The sequence below is a fragment of the Intrasporangium sp. genome, assembly GCF_040414665.1.
In the GTDB taxonomy this organism is placed as follows: domain Bacteria; phylum Actinomycetota; class Actinomycetes; order Actinomycetales; family Dermatophilaceae; genus Intrasporangium.
Genome location: NZ_JBEDUL010000140.1, coordinates 65,602 through 81,241 on the forward strand (window position 1 = coordinate 65,602; position 15,640 = coordinate 81,241).

General features: G+C 68.3%; 16 protein-coding genes. 10 read left to right on the forward strand and 6 right to left on the reverse strand.

Features of this window, described 5'->3' with window-relative positions:
* Nucleotides 1–53: 53 nt before the first annotated feature.
* Together ABF401_RS14615 and ABF401_RS14620 are read right to left on the reverse strand one after the other, a co-directional pair.
* Complete coding sequence (locus ABF401_RS14615) at nt 54–809, reverse strand: NHL repeat-containing protein (RefSeq protein WP_353510302.1); 756 nt, start codon at nt 807–809, stop codon at nt 54–56.
* A gap of 338 nt (nt 810–1,147) precedes the next feature.
* Nucleotides 1,148–2,275, reverse strand: coding sequence for a LacI family DNA-binding transcriptional regulator (locus ABF401_RS14620; RefSeq protein WP_353510303.1), 1,128 nt, complete (start codon nt 2,273–2,275; stop codon nt 1,148–1,150).
* Nucleotides 2,276–2,388: 113 nt separating this feature from the next.
* Here ABF401_RS14620 and ABF401_RS14625 point away from each other — a divergent pair, with 113 nt between their 5' ends.
* Genes ABF401_RS14625 through ABF401_RS14660 form a run of 8 tightly spaced genes read left to right on the forward strand, consistent with a single transcriptional unit; the run spans nt 2,389 to nt 9,986 of the window.
* The gene (locus ABF401_RS14625) at nt 2,389–3,366 is read left to right on the forward strand and encodes a substrate-binding domain-containing protein (protein WP_353510304.1); all 978 of its coding nucleotides are present in this window, start codon (nt 2,389–2,391) and stop codon (nt 3,364–3,366) included.
* A gap of 43 nt (nt 3,367–3,409) precedes the next feature.
* A complete protein-coding gene (locus tag ABF401_RS14630; protein WP_353510305.1) occupies nt 3,410–4,180 on the forward strand; it encodes an ATP-binding cassette domain-containing protein in 771 nt (256 codons plus the stop codon).
* Nucleotides 4,181–4,187: 7 nt separating this feature from the next.
* Nucleotides 4,188–5,180 (forward strand): ABC transporter permease, encoded by a 993-nt coding sequence (locus tag ABF401_RS14635; protein ID WP_353510306.1) that lies wholly within the window; start codon nt 4,188–4,190, stop codon nt 5,178–5,180.
* Nucleotides 5,177–6,220: a phosphotriesterase family protein gene (locus tag ABF401_RS14640; protein ID WP_353510307.1), complete on the forward strand. Its 1,044-nt coding sequence runs from the start codon at nt 5,177–5,179 to the stop codon at nt 6,218–6,220. Before ABF401_RS14635 ends, ABF401_RS14640 begins: the two co-directional genes overlap by 4 nt.
* A gap of 1 nt (nt 6,221) precedes the next feature.
* Nucleotides 6,222–6,977 carry a glutamine amidotransferase gene (locus tag ABF401_RS14645; RefSeq protein ID WP_353510308.1) on the forward strand — a complete coding sequence of 252 codons (756 nt, stop codon included), beginning with the start codon at nt 6,222–6,224 and terminating at the stop codon, nt 6,975–6,977.
* Nucleotides 6,977–7,924, forward strand: a complete 948-nt coding sequence (locus ABF401_RS14650) for a nucleoside hydrolase (RefSeq protein WP_353510309.1) — start codon at nt 6,977–6,979, stop codon at nt 7,922–7,924. The genes ABF401_RS14645 and ABF401_RS14650 overlap by 1 nt, the downstream gene beginning before the upstream one ends.
* A complete protein-coding gene (locus tag ABF401_RS14655; protein ID WP_353510310.1) occupies nt 7,921–8,835 on the forward strand; it encodes a ribokinase in 915 nt (304 codons plus the stop codon). Before ABF401_RS14650 ends, ABF401_RS14655 begins: the two co-directional genes overlap by 4 nt.
* 2 nt (nt 8,836–8,837) lie before the next feature.
* Nucleotides 8,838–9,986, forward strand: coding sequence for a M20 metallopeptidase family protein (locus tag ABF401_RS14660; RefSeq protein ID WP_353510311.1), 1,149 nt, complete (start codon nt 8,838–8,840; stop codon nt 9,984–9,986).
* A gap of 67 nt (nt 9,987–10,053) precedes the next feature.
* On the opposite strand, the gene ABF401_RS14665 is transcribed toward ABF401_RS14660, so the two are convergent.
* Nucleotides 10,054–11,148, reverse strand: coding sequence for an alpha/beta fold hydrolase (locus ABF401_RS14665; protein ID WP_353510312.1), 1,095 nt, complete (start codon nt 11,146–11,148; stop codon nt 10,054–10,056).
* A 207-nt stretch (nt 11,149–11,355) separates the two neighbouring features.
* Between ABF401_RS14665 and ABF401_RS14670 the strand changes: the two genes are divergently transcribed.
* Nucleotides 11,356–11,703, forward strand: a complete 348-nt coding sequence (locus tag ABF401_RS14670; RefSeq protein ID WP_353510313.1) for a hypothetical protein — start codon at nt 11,356–11,358, stop codon at nt 11,701–11,703.
* A gap of 106 nt (nt 11,704–11,809) precedes the next feature.
* On the opposite strand, the gene ABF401_RS14675 is transcribed toward ABF401_RS14670, so the two are convergent.
* Complete coding sequence (locus ABF401_RS14675; protein ID WP_353510314.1) at nt 11,810–12,451, reverse strand: DNA-3-methyladenine glycosylase family protein; 642 nt, start codon at nt 12,449–12,451, stop codon at nt 11,810–11,812.
* Between the two features lie 93 nt (nt 12,452–12,544).
* Here ABF401_RS14675 and ABF401_RS14680 point away from each other — a divergent pair, with 93 nt between their 5' ends.
* A complete protein-coding gene (locus ABF401_RS14680; RefSeq protein ID WP_353510315.1) occupies nt 12,545–13,192 on the forward strand; it encodes an HAD-IA family hydrolase in 648 nt (215 codons plus the stop codon).
* 34 nt (nt 13,193–13,226) lie between these two features.
* On the opposite strand, the gene ABF401_RS14685 is transcribed toward ABF401_RS14680, so the two are convergent.
* Both ABF401_RS14685 and ABF401_RS14690 read right to left on the reverse strand, forming a co-directional pair.
* Nucleotides 13,227–14,120, reverse strand: coding sequence for an alpha/beta fold hydrolase (locus ABF401_RS14685; protein WP_353510316.1), 894 nt, complete (start codon nt 14,118–14,120; stop codon nt 13,227–13,229).
* A gap of 16 nt (nt 14,121–14,136) precedes the next feature.
* The coding region (locus ABF401_RS14690; RefSeq protein ID WP_353510317.1) for a serine hydrolase domain-containing protein at nt 14,137–15,640 on the reverse strand (1,504 nt) is incomplete at its 5' end.

Below are 15,640 nucleotides of genomic sequence, written 5' to 3' on the forward strand. Positions count from 1 at the left end.
GGCAGGGGTGCGTGGACCGCCCCGATCGGAGAACAGCGTGGGGGAGGCCGGAGTCAACTGGGCGGCGTGAGCCTGAGAATGACGTCGGCCAGGTCGTCCGAGACGTAGATCGACCCGTCGGCTGCGATGGCCAGGCCCTGTGGCTCGACGAGTCCCGAGGCGGCGAGCAGGGTCCCCGTGCCGCCACCGGCCGGGTAGCGGTAGAGCGAGTGCCGCGTGTGCCGCACGTCCGTCACGAGGATGTTGCCGAAGCGGTCCACGGCGACGTCGTCCGGCATGACCCCCGGGGCGACGCGGACTCGGCCGCCGGTCGCGGTCACCCGCCATACGTCCCCTCCGCACTCGTCAGCGACGAGGACGGCGCCGGACCGGTCGACCGCCGCCCCGACCGGGTGGACGAAGCCGTGGGCAAGAGGGGTGAGGGTCGCGCCGTCGCTGGTCATCCGGTATACCGTGCCGCTGGGCGCATCGGGGACGATGAGCGTCTTGGTCGTCGGATCCCACGCGATCCCGTCCACGCCCTGGTGACAGCTGACGAGAGACGGCGTGCCGGGCAGATCACGCAGCACGGTCGGTACTGACGAGCCGGGCGAAAAGGCGAGGACGTGGTTCGTCTTCTCCTCCGCGACCACGAGGGTCCCGTCGGCGAGGACAACCATGCCTTCTGGTCCAGCGAGCCCGCGATGAAGGACCGTCGCGTGCCCCGGCGACTCGAGGCGGCTGATCGTCCCGTTGGTGTAGTCGCTGAAGAGCAGGTGGCCGGTGAGGTCGAAAGCGAGGTCATCCGGGTGGGCGCCGCGAAAGACCACACGTGTCGAGTAGTGCGTCGGAGCCGCCGTGGGCGTGGGCGTCGACGTCCGGCCAGTTCCGGACTGCGCCGACCCCGTCGCCCGCGACTGGGCCGAACCGGATGGCGCCGACGAACTGCCGGACGGCGCCGAGGACGGACCCCTGGCCGCACCCTGCTGGCGAGCAGTTCCCGGCGTGGAGCACCCGCTCACCGCAAGGACACTCACGGCGAGCACCGCACCGACCAGCGCGCGCGTCCGTCGGCGAGGCCGCCCTCGGACTGTGGGCATCCGCCCACGCTAGGCGGGTAGCTTGTGAGCCACCTGAGCACGAGGCAGGACCGACGTGACAGACCCACTCACCTACTTCGGCTGAGACCACCGCTCGACCCTGCGCCACGTGCCCGGCCGTGAGGTTGGCCCTCGGCGTCACTGCGGACTCGAGTTGGGTCAGCTGCGCCCCCCACGGTGTCGCCGATGTGCGGGCTCGACTCCCCGACGACGAACTCCGGAGCGAGACGGACGGTCCGCGGCCCGGGAGTCGCGGACGTTGACGAGATGATCTCCAACACGGTTCGCCCCATCTCCTCGACGGGCTGACGGACCGTCGTCAACGTCGGGTGTGAAAGGCGTGCCACGCCGATGCCGTCGAAGCCGATGACGCGAAAGTCGTCCGGCACCCGGTACCCGCGCACGTGCAGCCCTGAGATGACGCCGAGGGCAATGATGTCGGCTGCAGTGACGATCGTGGCCCGGGTGAAGCCCTGCTCCAGGATGAGGTCGACGGCGGACTGACCCCACGCAACATCGAACTCGCCGAGGAAGGTGGGCTGCTCCGGGAAGTGCGTGTTGAAGTACTGGTAGCGCTCGTGGCCGGATGACGACTGCGCTTGGGCCCCAACGTAGATCACTGGCTGGTCGGGCATGGAGACGTGCTGCTTCACATGCTGGGCGACCAAGGCCATCCCCACCTCGTTGTCGCAACCGACGAAGTGGATGCCGGCTCCGACGACCTGCCGGTCGAGCTGGATGGTTGCGGTGCCCTGCGCAGCCGCCAACACGGCATCGGTGCTGCCGATCTCGTCGCAGGGGATGATGACAATGGCGTCGACCTGCCGGCCGAGGAAGGACTCGACCCCTCGCCGCTCCACCGCCAGGTCCTCGCCGGCGCTGAAGATCAGCACATCGGTCGCCGATCCCTCGAACGCAGTGGACAGATGCTGGGCGAGGGAGGAGAAGAAGGGGTTGTCGAGGTCGGGGACGAGCAAGCCCACGGTGGCAGTGCGGCCCTTTCGAAGTGCGCGCCCGAGCAGGTTGACCTGGTAGCCGAGTGCTGAAGCGGCGTCGAGAACTGCCTCTCGCAAGGAGGGAGCGACCGGTCGTGAGTCGCTCAGAACGCGCGACACGGTGGCTGTCGAGACGCCTGCCCTGGCCGCGACGTCGGCCATCGTGATCGGTCGGGCCGGACCGGGGACTGGCGTCTTCATTGGCCTCCATCCGCGGGCGTTATGCAATCGCTATATGCAGGGTCCCATCCGGGATGTAGATTACAGCGCATCTCGGCAATCGATTGCCGAAGTCGAAGAGGAGGCACCAACCCATGACAAAGACGTCTCGACTCCGCAGCCGGGCCGCACTCGGTGTCGCCGTGGCGACGGCTCTGGCGGTTACCTCGGCCTGCAGCACGGGGAACGAGCCCACCCCCTCCGCGGGCGGGGCAACATCCGCGGGGAACGCCAAGTGCGTCGTCGGCATGACTCAGATCAACCAGACCGCCGCGTTCTTCACCCAGATGAACGAGGGGGCTCAGCAGGCCGCCAAGGACGCCGGGTGTGAACTGACGATCGCCAACGCCAACAACGACTCGTCGAAGCAGAACAGCGACATCGAGAACTTCGTCACCCAAGGTGTGACCGGCCTGATCGTCGTGGCGATCGACGTCAACGGCGTTCTCCCGGCCGTCAAGGCCGCTCGGGACAAGGGGATCAAGGTCGTCGCGATCGACGCGAAGCTCGAGGACGGCTCGGTCGAGACCTTCGTCGGCGTGGACAACGAGAAGGCCGGCGCGCAGGCCGCGCAGTGGATGATCGACAAGGGCTTGGCCAGCGGCAAGTCGTACGGCGTCGTCGACGCGAAGAACTCGTTCATCCAGAACCAGCGGGAGGACAGCTTCCGCAAGGCGATCGACGCAGCCGGCGCCAAGTACACGCAGAGCGTCAGCGGCGACAACGTCCAGGAGAAGGCCGCAACCGCAGCCCAGAACCTCGTGACCGCCCAGCCGGGACTCGACTTCATCTACACCACCGGCGAGCCGGCCACCGTGGGCGCGGTCAGCGCCATCGGTGCGGACGCCAAGACCAAGATCATCGGCTGGGACCTCACCAAAGAGGTGATCTCCGGGATCGACAGCGGCTCCGTGACCGCGGTGGTCCAGCAGGACCCGAAGACCGAGGGTGTCGAGGCAGTCAAGGAGCTCAAGTCCATTCTTGGCGGCGCTGCGCCGAAGGGATTCATCGACGTGCCGATCACGATCGTCACCAAGGAGAACGTCGAGCCGTACCGCGCGATCTTCCCCTGATCCCTCGCAGCCCGCTGCGGACCCGAAGGAGGACGACCCCCAGATGACAACGACCACACCGGCGGACGCCACGGCGACTCGCCAATCTCCGCCGCGAGTCGAGATGCGCGGCATCCGCAAGTCGTACGGTGCACTCGATGTGCTGAAGGGGGTCGACCTGACCATTGCCCCCGGCGAGGTCATCGGCCTCGTCGGGGACAACGGGGCGGGCAAGTCGACGTTGATGAAGATGCTCGCCGGTGCCGAGACCCCGGACCGTGGCGAGATCCTCGTCGACGGCGAGCAGATGACCGGGTCCGGGCCCCGGGCCGCCCGGGCACACGGCATCGAGATGGTCTACCAGGACCTGGCTCTGTGCGACCACCTCGATGTCACGGCGAACCTGTTCCTCGGCCGCGAGGCCTATCACCCGGTCACCCGACGACTCGACAGCGAGCGGATGCACACCGAAGCTGCCGAGGAGCTGCGCAAGCTGCACATCCGGATCACCAACACTCGCCAAGAGGTTGGGAACATGTCCGGCGGACAGCGCCAGGCGATCGCGATCGCCCGGGCCGTCACCTTCGACCCGAAGGTCCTCGTGCTCGACGAGCCCACCGCGGCACTCGCTGCGAAGGAGGTCGAGATGGTCCTGCAGCTGATCAAGGACGTCTCCACGCGGGGCGTCTCGGTCGTGCTGATCACGCACCGCCTGCAGGACCTGTTCGAGGTCGCCGACCGGTTCGTCGTCCTCTACGAGGGCACGATCCACGGACAGCTCGAACCGGCCACGACAGATCTGAGCGGACTGGTCGCCGCGATGATGGGAAAGTGAGATCCCGTTGACCTCGATCACCAAGCCCGCACGGCTCAATCGCGGCGCCCGAGCCGAGTTCATCGGACGATACTTCGGAGTCCTCTCCATCTCGGTGGTCTTCGCGGTGTTGTTCATCTTCTTCAGCGTCCGGGCCGACGCGTTCCTGACCACCGAGAACCTGGTCAACATCGCTCGCCAGATCGCGCCGACCGTCGTCGTCGCCATGGGCATGACCTTCGTCATCACCACCGGGGCGATCGACCTGTCGGTCGGCTCCATCGTCGGGCTGACCGCAGCCTCCCTGGCCCTGCTGGCCCAGTCCGGCAACCCGCTCGTCGCGCTGCTGCTCACACTGCTGATCGGCGCCGCCATCGGCGCGATCAACGGTGCCCTGACCGCTTACGGACGACTCCAGTCCTTCATCGTCACCCTGGCCGCACTGACCGCAGTCCGGGGCGTCGCGCTCCTCATCACGCAGGGCTACAGCACCCCGATCGACTCGGGCTTCCTCCTGCCCCTGGGCAACGGCAAGCTGCTCGGGCTGTACACCCCGACCTGGATGGCCATCGCGATCGTGGTGATCGCCTGGTACGTCTTCAGCCGCACCCGCTTCGGCCGGTACGTCGTCGCGGTCGGCTCGAACGCCGAGTCGCTGCGCCGCTCGGGCGTCGACATCAGGCGCATCCAGATGGCCGTGCTGGTCATCACCGGCGTGCTCGCCGCGGGAGCCGGCATCATCACCGCGACCAGGCTGGCAAGCGGCTCGTCGAACTCGGGCACCGCATTCGAGCTCGAGGTCATCACCGCCGTCGTGCTTGGCGGCACCAGCCTGATGGGCGGCCGCGGCTCGATCGTCGGCTCGGCGATCGGTGCCCTCACGCTCGGCATCATCAGCAACGGCCTGGTGCTGCTGCGCGTCGACGTCTACTGGGTCCCCATCGTGCAGGGCATCATCCTGATCGTCGCGATCTTCCTCAACAGCAAGCTCTTTGCACGGCTGGTCAGGTCGCGTCGATGACCATGGTGATGACCGTCACGGGCCCGGTCGACTCAGCCGAGCTCGGGACAACCCTCACGCATGAGCACGTCATCAACGACGTCACCTCGTGGTGGCACGAGACGTCGTCGACCGGGTGGGCGGCCGACGAGTTCGCTGACCGACCCGTGACGATGGACATCGTCTGGGACCTGAAGCAGGACCCGTTCGGCAACCGCGACAACTGCCGACTCGACGACGAAGGACTCGCCATCGAGGAGGTCGGGCGATACGCGGACCTCGGCGGGTCGACCATCATCGACGCAACCGGACTCGGCGTCGGACGCGACCTCGCACTGCTGCGCCGAGTCAGCGAACGCAGCGGGGTCAAGATCATCGCCGGCACCGGCTACTACCTCGACGCAGCCCAGCCGGCGCACGTCAAGGGGCTGGCCCCGGAGGAGATCGCGGAACACATCGTGCGCGACGTCCTCGACGGTGATGCCGGCATCCACCCCGGAATCATCGGGGAGATCGGCGTGGGCGCCGACTTCACCCCCGCCGAACGGGCCAGCCTCGAGGGCGCGTTCATCGCCCAGCGCACGCTGCACCTGCCGGTCCAGGTCCACCTGCCGGCCTGGTTCCGGCGCGCCGGCGAGGTGCTCGACATCGCCGAGCGCCATGGGATCGACCCGTCCACCATCGTCCTCTGCCACCTGGGCCCCTCTGGCGATGACCTGAGCTATCAGGAGGAGCTGCTGCGACGTGGCGCCTGGGTTCAGTACGACATGATCGGCATGGAGGTCTTCTACGCCGACCAGGGCGTGCAGTGCCCGTCAGACGAGCAGAACGCCACGTGGCTCTGCCGTCTCGCTGAGCGGGGTCACCTCGAACGGCTGCTCATCTCGCAGGACATCTTCATCAAGTCGCTGCTGCGCCACTACGGCGGCCCGGGCTACGGGCACATCCTGCAGTACTTCGTCCCCCGCCTGAAGCGCCTCGGCATGTCCCAAGCGGACGTCGACCAGCTCCTGGCAACCAACCCACGAACCCTTTTCGAGACCGCACAGAAGGAGAACTGACATGGCGCGCGTGCTGCTCGCCGGCGAGAGCTGGATTTCCCAGTCCACCCACTACAAGGGCTTCGACAGCTTCTCGTCGACGACCTTCGAGACCGGCGCAGACGCCTTCATCGCCGCCGCAGCGACCCAAGGCATCGAGATCGAACAGATCTACGCGCACGATGTCCCGAACCGCTTCCCCCGGACCGTCGAGGCGCTCTCGGCCTACGACGTCGTCATCCTCTCCGACATCGGCTACAACTCCTTCGTCCTGCCCAACGAGGTGTGGCTCAAGGGCCGGCGCACCGACAACCCCTTGGAATCGCTGGTCGCGTGGACCCGAGCCGGCGGTGGGCTCATGATGGCCGGCGGCTACCTCAGCTTCCAGGGCTTCCAGGCTCGGGCCAACTTCGCCCGGAGTCCGATCGCGCAGGTGCTCCCTGTCGACCTGCTGACCAGCGACGACCGGGTCGAGAAGCCCGAAGGCGCCGACTGCCGCGTCGTTTCGGATGAGCACGAGATCGCCCAAGGGTGGACCGGCGAGGCCCCCCAGCTGCTCGGCTACAACTACGTCACGGCCAAGCCGGACGCACAGGTCGTGGCCACCGTCGGGGAGGACGTCCTCCTCGCGACGCGCGAGGTCGGTCAAGGCCGATCACTCGTGTGGACCTCGGACATCGGCCCGCACTGGTGCCCCGTCGAGTTCCTGGATTGGGAGGGCTTCGCCCCCCTTGTCGGTGGCATGCTGCGCTGGCTCGGCGCCGGCCGGACGTCCTGATGGTCGCTCGTCCCCTCATCATCGACTGCGACCCGGGCCACGATGACGCCGTCGCACTACTGCTCGCGGTCGGCTCGCCCCACGTCGACCTTCGAGCAGTGACGACCACCTTCGGCAACTGCTCGGTCGAGGACGCAACCCGCAACGCACTCCAGATCCTCACGCTCGCGCACGCGACGGACATCCCGGTTGCGCGCGGCGCGGAGGGGAGCATCGACGGCAAGTCCACGCTCGGCAACTACGTCCACGGGGCCAGCGGCCTGGACGGGCCTCCCATGCCCGAGCCAGGCTTCGACGTCTCGCCCGAGACCGCCACCGAGCTGTTGCGGCGCACGATCGAGTCCAGCACCGAGCCGGTCAGCATCGCCGCGACCGGACCCATCACCAACGTTGCCCAGCTCCTCCTCGACCATCCGGCGGTGAAGGACGGTATCCACGAGATCGTCTTCATGGGCGGCTCGACCGAACGCGGCAACCACACGCCCACGGCCGAGTTCAACACCTTCGCCGACCCCGAGGCTCTTGACCTCGTGCTGGGCAGCGGACTGCCGGTGCGGATGGTCGGTCTCAACCTCACTCACCAGGCCTTGGCGACTCCGGCGGTGGTCGAGCGGATGGCCGCGATGGACCACGTGGTGGGCCGTACCTGCGCGGCGTGGATGGGCTTCTTCGGAGCCTCCTACAACCGCGTCTGGGAGTTCGCGGCCCCGCCCGTCCACGACCCCTGCACGATCGCTGGCCTGATCGACCCCGGCCTGATCGCCTGGCGGGATGCTTTCGTCGCAGTGGAGCTGGATGGCAGGTGGACACGCGGCACGACGGTTGTCGACCTGCACCAGCGGTACCCCGACCAGCAGCCCAACGTCCAGGTGGCGATGAGCCTGGACGCTCCGCGGTACTGGGATCTTGTCCTTTCGGCGATCGATCGCGTGGGCCAGCGCTCATGAGCCGGGTGTGCGTCGTCGGCTCTCTCAACATGGACGTGAGCTACCGGGTTGCGAGGCTGCCAATGCCCGGGGAGACGGTGCTCGCCCTCGACCGGGAACGTGACTTCGGTGGTAAAGGTGGCAACCAGGCCATCGCCGTCGCCGTCCTCGGCGGGGAGGTTGGCTTCGTCGGCGCGGTGGGTGCGGACGAAGCCGGACAGGACTACCTCGACCATCTTCGGCGGCACGGGGTCGACACCAGCGGCGTCACCCAGGCTGCTGCGGTCGCCACCGGGACCGCCATGGTCTTCGTCGACGACGCCGGGGAGAACCTCATCGTCGTCGACCCGGGCGCGAACTCCTCAGTGCGTCCCGACGCCGTGTCTCACGCCATCCGGGCATGCTCGCCCTCGGTGGTCCTCGCCCAGCTCGAGATTCCCATCGACGCGCTGGAGGCGATCGTCGAAGCGATCCCGGACGCCACGACGTTCATCCTCAATCCTGCCCCCATGCCACCCGACCCGAATGCCTTGGCCAAGGTCCTGCCGCGCGTCGACATTCTCGTACCGAACCGCACGGAGCTCGGGCAGCTCTCCGGCCTGAACGAGCCGGACACCATCACTGACGTGGCCGCGTGCCTGACCGCCCTACGGTTCGAGGGGCCAGTGGTCGTCACCCTCGGAGCAGACGGGGCTGCGGTGTTCGAGCGAGGGGAGCTTCGCCAGTTCCCGGCTGTGCACGTGGAGCCGATTGACACCACCGGCGCAGGTGACGCATTCTGCGGCGCGCTGGCGGCCGGACTCGCAGCTGGCCTGAGCGTGGACGACTCAGTCCGTGAGGCCGTGAAGGTGGCCGGCCGCAGCACCACGCTACGGGGAGCGCAGCTGACGGCTGAGTCCGTGGAAGGACCTGCCGGAGAGGCACTCTCGTGAACGTGCGCATCCAACAGGCTCGCGATGTGCAGGAGTGGATGATCGAGCACCGCCGAGAGCTCCACCGGCACCCCGAGGTGGGTCTCGAGCTGCCCCGCACCCACGACTACATCGCCGCAACGCTGCGCGAGCTCGGACTGGTCACCGAGTCCCGCCCGGCTTCGGGAGTCACGGTCCGCGTCCCCGGGTCCGCCCCAGACGACGTCGTCTCCGTGCTCCGAGCGGACATGGACGCCCTGCCGGTCACCGAGCGGACGGACCTGCCGTTCCGGTCCAGCGCGGCGGGAGCCATGCACGCGTGTGGGCACGACCTTCACATGGCAATGCTGCTCGGGGCCGCCAAGGTCCTGGTCGACAACCCCCCGCGGCGCGACACGGTCCTGGTCTTCCAGCCCGGTGAGGAGTCCGACCGCGGCGCGCTTCGAAGCCTGGAGCATGCGAACCTCAGCTTCCGCGGCCAGGCGACGGCCTTTGCCGTGCATGTCCACGCACTCGCGGCGCCAGGTTCGATCCTGTGCAGACCGGGGGTGTTCATGGCCTACGGCGACTGGTTCACCGTCGAGCTGCGCGGCCCGGGCGGTCACGCGAGCCAACCCCATCTCGTGGGAAACCCGGTGGAGGCCGCCTCGGAGATCACCCTTCGCCTGGGGCGGCTGGTCGGGGAACTCTCCACAGAAGAGCACGTCGTTGCCACCGTCACCGAGTCGCGAATCGGCAACACCGTCAATGTCATCCCAGCCTCAGGCCGCCTCAGGGGGACGCTGCGCACGCTGACCGCGGACAGCCGAGCCCAGCTCATCACGGCGATGCACGACCTGGTGGGCGAAGTCGTGACCTCACATCGCCTGACGGGAGCCCTGACAATCCATGAGGGATACCCCGCCGTCGTCAACGACGCCGACTACATCGCCGGACTCGAGACCCGGCTGGGGCGGACGGAGCTGGGCGGCAAGGTCGTTGCGATGCCCGATCCCTCGATGGTGATCGAGGACTTCGCATACTTCCTGCGGAGGTGGCCCGGCGCAATGGTCTATCTCGGTGCACAGGGCGAGGGGAACACCTCCTTCAACCATGCCGACGACGTCGTCTACGACGAGAGTGCCCTCGAAGTCGGAGCTGCCCTCCATCTGATCGCTGCCGACGGCATCTGACCAACGGCTGGGCTCAACGGCAACCAGGGTGACCGCTCACCCTCGACGGCGACACCTGGGCGGCAACCTACGGTCGATCAGCGAGGTCCGTCGTCCCGCTCAGCACGTCCTCCGAGAGGATGCGCAGCGTCCTCTCGGGTTCCTCGAAGACCGGGCTGTGGGCCGACTGGAGAAACGTGTAGAAGCCCTTGACGGGTGCGCGGACGCTTTCGTAGTAGTCATGGGCGAGGGGGTAACTGCACGTGTAGTCGTGCACGCCGTGAAGGAAGTAGAGGGGGATGTCCACGCTGGGCACCTGCTCGGACAGGTCGGTGGCAAGGACCTGCCCCCAGTGCGGCATGACGCCGGTGGTGAACTTGCCTCGCCACAACCGGAGCTTCTCGCCGACCGTGTACTGCTGACTCGTCATGGACGGCAGGAAGACGCCGGTGATCACGGAGTGCATGTCGTGCATCGTGCCGACACCGAGACGGTGCATCGCCTTGTCGCGCACCGAGAGGTAGCCATCGGGGGTGCCGTCACGGATCGTGACCGGCGCCGCTTCGAGGCGTCGGAGCATCCGCAGGTCACCACGCTCCCGATAGCGCGTGACCAGGTACTCGTACGTGAGCCGTTCGGACTCGAGCTGTCGCACCATCTGCGACATGCCGATGTACGCGTGGAAACGCTCGGGAGCCCGGGCCACCGCCTGCAGTGCGAAGAACGTCCCTCCGGAATGTGCCATGAGATAGACCTTCTCCTGGTCGAAACGGTCCCGAAGGTAGTCCGCCACGGCCAGGATGTCGGCCACGTGCTGCTCGAGGGTGACCTGTTCCGGGGGGACCTGCGCGTCGTACGACAGTCCCGCCCCGCGGCGGTCCCACCACGCGACCGTGAAGACGGTCTCGAGCCCGGTCGGGTAGCGCTCGGTGAGGAAGAACTCCGGCATGCCACCGTGCAAGTAGAGCAGCACGGGATTCTTCACGTCGGTCCCTTGGAGGAACATCCCCTGCCGCACGCCGTTGAGGTCGAGGTAGGTCTTCTCCGAGACGCTGGCGGGCAACCGATGACCGTCGGCATCGGTCAGCGGAAGGGGTACGCCGCTGCTCCACACCCCAGACCGCCGCAGGAGCAGCCCACCGACCGCAGCGATGGATGCCGCACAGGTGAACCTCCGCAACACCCTTTGATCGCCTCCTCGACTCGCCTTCGGCGAGACTGCTGACTCGCAGCTGACACTCACGGTGCCAGACGGTCGCCGTGCGCGCTGCGCGACGGCACCATCTCGTCCGGGCGCGCGGCCGCTCTGCCGCGAAGATCGGGACCAACGACTCTTATGCCCGTTTCGGGATGCCCGCCACGCTTGAGGTGCAGGAGGGAGGTGAGGACGATGTCGGAGCTCCAAGAGAAACAGGCCGTGACGACTGAGCATCTACCCCGGTTGTTCCGTCACCGTACGGTCGACTACACGCTCATCATCATCGGTGCCCTGGTTGCAGCGTTCGGTGCGTACACCTACTTCGTGCCGGCCAGCTGGATCCTGGCGGACCTCGGCGAGGCGTGGTACCTCGGCAGCTGGATCGCCGGTGGAGTCCTGCTCACCGCAGGCTTCGGCATGCTCGGTGCCAGCATTCGCGACCGGTCCGGCTACTGGAACGCCAGCGCCGTCGTGAGCTTTGTGCTCGGCACGCTCAGCTTTGCTGGAGCGGTTGCCGCCGCGGTTCTGCTCATCATCTGATCATTCCCACAGAGGTGACGCAAAGGCGAGCCGTATGCCGCTGAGCCAGCTCAGCGGCACACGGCTCAGTTCGTCTGCGGCACAGTGCAACCGGCCATGCGAGTGGTCAGGCAAGCAGTTCCGGCCGGGTCTCGACGCGGCCCCGGCGGGACAGGTAGCCGTGCCACAGCAACCGGGCCGCGGTCGAGCGCAGGGGCCGCCAACGCTCTCCGAGGGCCGTGAGTGACGCCGGGTCGGGCACGGCGGCGAGGCCGAGCGCCTCCGCCGCAGCGACCTGCAGTGCACGGTCACCGATCGGCCAGAGGTCGGGTCTCCCGAGGCAGGCGAGGAGGTAGACGTCCGCGGTCCACGGTCCGATGCCGGGGAGGGCGACAAGGGCCCGCCGCACCTCGTCGTCCGGGAGCTCCGCCAGGCTTTCGAGGTCGAGCGTGCCGTCCAACACGGCGGCTGACAGGGCCCGTAGGTACCGGTCCTTCTGCCGGGACACCCCGCTCGCGCGCAGGTCCTCGGACGTCGACGTGGCGATCGCCTCGGGTGACATGCCGCCGAGGCTCTCGGCGAGACGCGAGTAGGCGGCGGCCGCGGAGGCCAGGCTCACCTGCTGCTCCAGGATGAACAGGACGAGCGCCGGGAATCCCGGCGGCCGGGTCCACAGCACGGGGCGACCGTGCTCGCGCACGATGCGCGCGAGGTCCGCGTCTCGGGAGACGAGGTCCTGGACTGCCTGGCCGAAGCTGCTGTCATCCATGATGAGTGTTCAACTCTGTACAGGCCGGACACGTGCTCGTCGGCCAGCTGCGCCCCTCGTCGGAGGGATGGTTGGCACGTTTACCGTGTACCCATGCGATTTGACGTCCAGGCCGTCCTTTTCGATGTCGACGGCACTCTGGTGGATTCGACGGCTGCGGTGGAACGGACCTGGCGAACGTGGGCGGCGAGACACGACATCGAGGCAAGCACGGTTCTGCGCGTTTGTCATGGTCGCCGGACCGAGGACACCGTGGCCCAGTTCGTCGCAGAGGAGCTGCGCGCCGGGGCGGTGGCGGAAGTGGAGGACCTTGATCTCCATGATCTGGTGGACGTCGTCGCATTGCCGGGCGCCAGGGACTTGCTGCCACGCCTCGCTTCAGATCGATGGGCGGCGGTGACATCGGGGTCGCGCGCGCTCATGGCGGCGCGGCTCGGTGCCGCGGGCCTGCCTGTCCCGCAGGTGTTGGTCGCGGCAGAGGACGTGAGGCACGGCAAGCCCCACCCCGAGGGCTACCTGAAGGCGGCTGCTGAGCTGGGCAGGGACATCCGCGAGTGCCTTGTCATCGAGGATGCTCCAGCCGGGGTCGAAGCCGCTCTCGCTGCCGGAGCGCGGGTGCTGGGTGTGGCGACGTCGCACAGTGCGGCTGACCTTGATGGTGCTGACTTCGTCGTTGCCGACCTCGCCTCGTGCACGATGACCTCGTCGTCGGACGGCGTCGTGCTGACTGCTGGATCCTGAGGCCATCCGTCCGCCCGAGTGCCTGGCTACCCGATCAGTTGAGTGGTGTTCCGATCACTGTGCCGGCGAGGAACGGCCGCAGCACGGCCATCACCTCGGCCGGCATCTCGTCCTGCGGGTTGTGGCCGGCCTCGTCGATGAGGGCGAGCTGGGCGCCGGGAATCCCGTCGACGAGCTCGCGCTGGCAGTCCGGCGGGAAGATGAAGTCCTCGCGCCCGGCGATCACGAGGGTCGGAGCGGTGATCTCGCCGAGTCGGTCAACGACGGACCAGCCCGGCAGGAGCGAGCGCCCAGCGAAGAGGAAGGGCTCCGGACGGATTCTGGACCGCCAGCCCCCCTCGGCCAGCTCGCGAACCATGCCGCGGAAGCCGTGGTTGGGCATGTAGGCGCCGCTGATCCGCCAGAAGATCGGCAGGTACTCGCGCGCCTCGAACTCGCCGCTGAACCAACGCCGGACGAGCTCGATCTTGGCCTGGCTGTAGCCGCGCTCGGCCAGCACCCGGAGGGCGTTCTCGCGGGACCACCGGGCATCCGCTCCGGTGTCGACGAGGACGAGTCGGGTCAGGCGGTCCGGGTACCGCAGGGCGTACTCGAGGGCGACGTGGCCGCCGAAGGAGTGGCCGAGGACGGCCCACCGGTCGAAGCCGAGGTGTCGGCGCAGTGCCTCGGCGTCGGCGGTGAGGTTGTCCCAGGTCATCGAGGGTGCGGGAGGCCCGGTCGAGCGCCCGTTGCACCGGTGGTCGTAGAGGACCACGGTGAACTGGTCCGCCAGCTTCCGGAAGGCACCCATGGTCCACAGGTCGGCGCTGGGTCCGCCGTGCATGAGCACGATCGGTTCGCCCTGCCCCACGACGTCGACGTAGAGGGACACGTCGGGAAGGTGGACGAGCCTGGGCCAGTCCCTCGTCCGGTGAAGTCGGGTTCGCATGATGATCGCTTCTCCTTCAGGACAGGTCGCCGTGCCGGGTGCCGCGCCGCGTGACGTGGGCGGCGAGGAGGGCCGCACTGGCGGTGAGGATGCTCGCTGTGGCCAGCCGACGGGGGTTGCGCACGTCGGAACGCTTGTCGAACGCCATGAGGTCGAACCACAGCCGCGGGGGGTGATCGCCGTTCCCGGTGCCGGTGAAGACGACGGGGAGCGCGCCCATTCCGAGCTCCGAGAGGTCGACTCGGAACACCTGCGGGTCGTCCGGGTCGTCGGGGTGGAGCACCATGCCGCGGCGAAGGGCAGGCACGGGGTTGAGAGGCTTGAGGACAAGCCCGTGGTTGTCGACGACCACCTCGGCACCGGCGCCCATGAAGGCCCGCGCGAAGAGGTTCGTCACCGGTCCGGGGGCAGGTGAGTACCAGCCGCACAGCTCGGCCCAGACGTCCGGTCGGGGCGGGATGTCGGTGCGCAGCGGGTCCCCGGGCAGGCCGAGGAGCTGACGCATCAGGACCGATCCGACGGGGACCGGGGCACCTTGGGCGCTCAGCCCGCCGGTGTTGGCCAGGACCACGACGCCGACGCCTGCAGCCGGGCACATGGTCAGGTCGGCGAGGAAGCCCGACACCACGCCGCTCTTGTCGACGGTGCGGTGCCCGTCCTCGGCGCCGAGCTCGAAGCCCAGCCCCATGCCGGGGAGGCGCGGGTCGGGTTGGAAGTGCGGGGCGAACAGCTGCGCCACCGTCTGCGGTTGGAGGATCCGGCCGCCTGGGCCTTGGCTGCCGTGAAGAAGGCATTCGACGTAGCGAGCAAGGTCGGCCGAGGTCGAGTAGAGGCCACCGCCGCCGGGGGTGGGGACCTCCCGGTCCGCGACTGGCTCGAGCCCCCGGGCGCGGACGACGTAGCCGGTGGCCAGCCGCGGCCGCACCCGGTCGGACCTGGCGAGGTCGGTGTGGTCCATCCCGAGCGGGTCGAGCACGTGCTCGATCAGGTAGTCGCGCAGGGTCTGGCCGGACACGTCCTCCACAACCTGGCCGAGCGCGGCGAAGCCGTGGTTGCTGTAGACCCACTTGGTGCCGGGCTGCACCTCCTGGGGCAGCCCGCGACGATAGTACTCACCGAGCGGAATCAGTCGACGGGCTTCCACTCCCGAGCCCGAGGCTGGGTGGAGCAGGTCGGACAGCCGCCGCCAGTAGCCGACACCAGCGGTGTGGGTGAGCAGGTGACGCAGGGTGGCCGGCTGGAGGTCCGGCCGAGTCGGGCGCAGCCGGAAGGTCCTCAGGTACTCGTTCGCGGGAACGTCGAGGTCGACCCGGCCCTGCTCGCAGAGCTGCAGGATCGCCACGGCGGTGAAGGTCTTGGTGAGCGAACCGACCCGGAACACGGTGTCCGGGGTGACCGGTGCCCGGGTTGTCACGTCGGCGACCCCGTGGTTGTGGAACCAGGTCGGCTGGCCGTGATCGATCACGGCGACGGCCAGTCCTGCCGTCGGCCAGCGCGCCAGCAGTCGGGCGACGGTGCGT

Coding starts and splice junctions, on each gene's coding strand:
- ABF401_RS14620 (WP_353510303.1), bottom strand. CDS start 2,275: ATGAAGACGCCAGTCCCCGGTCCGGCCCGACCGATCACGATGGCCGAC.
- ABF401_RS14625 (WP_353510304.1), top strand. CDS start 2,389: ATGACAAAGACGTCTCGACTCCGCAGCCGGGCCGCACTCGGTGTCGCC.
- ABF401_RS14630 (WP_353510305.1), top strand. CDS start 3,410: ATGACAACGACCACACCGGCGGACGCCACGGCGACTCGCCAATCTCCG.
- ABF401_RS14640 (WP_353510307.1), top strand. CDS start 5,177: ATGACCATGGTGATGACCGTCACGGGCCCGGTCGACTCAGCCGAGCTC.
- ABF401_RS14645 (WP_353510308.1), top strand. CDS start 6,222: ATGGCGCGCGTGCTGCTCGCCGGCGAGAGCTGGATTTCCCAGTCCACC.
- ABF401_RS14650 (WP_353510309.1), top strand. CDS start 6,977: ATGGTCGCTCGTCCCCTCATCATCGACTGCGACCCGGGCCACGATGAC.
- ABF401_RS14655 (WP_353510310.1), top strand. CDS start 7,921: ATGAGCCGGGTGTGCGTCGTCGGCTCTCTCAACATGGACGTGAGCTAC.
- ABF401_RS14670 (WP_353510313.1), top strand. CDS start 11,356: ATGTCGGAGCTCCAAGAGAAACAGGCCGTGACGACTGAGCATCTACCC.
- ABF401_RS14675 (WP_353510314.1), bottom strand. CDS start 12,451: ATGGATGACAGCAGCTTCGGCCAGGCAGTCCAGGACCTCGTCTCCCGA.
- ABF401_RS14680 (WP_353510315.1), top strand. CDS start 12,545: ATGCGATTTGACGTCCAGGCCGTCCTTTTCGATGTCGACGGCACTCTG.
- ABF401_RS14685 (WP_353510316.1), bottom strand. CDS start 14,120: ATGCGAACCCGACTTCACCGGACGAGGGACTGGCCCAGGCTCGTCCAC.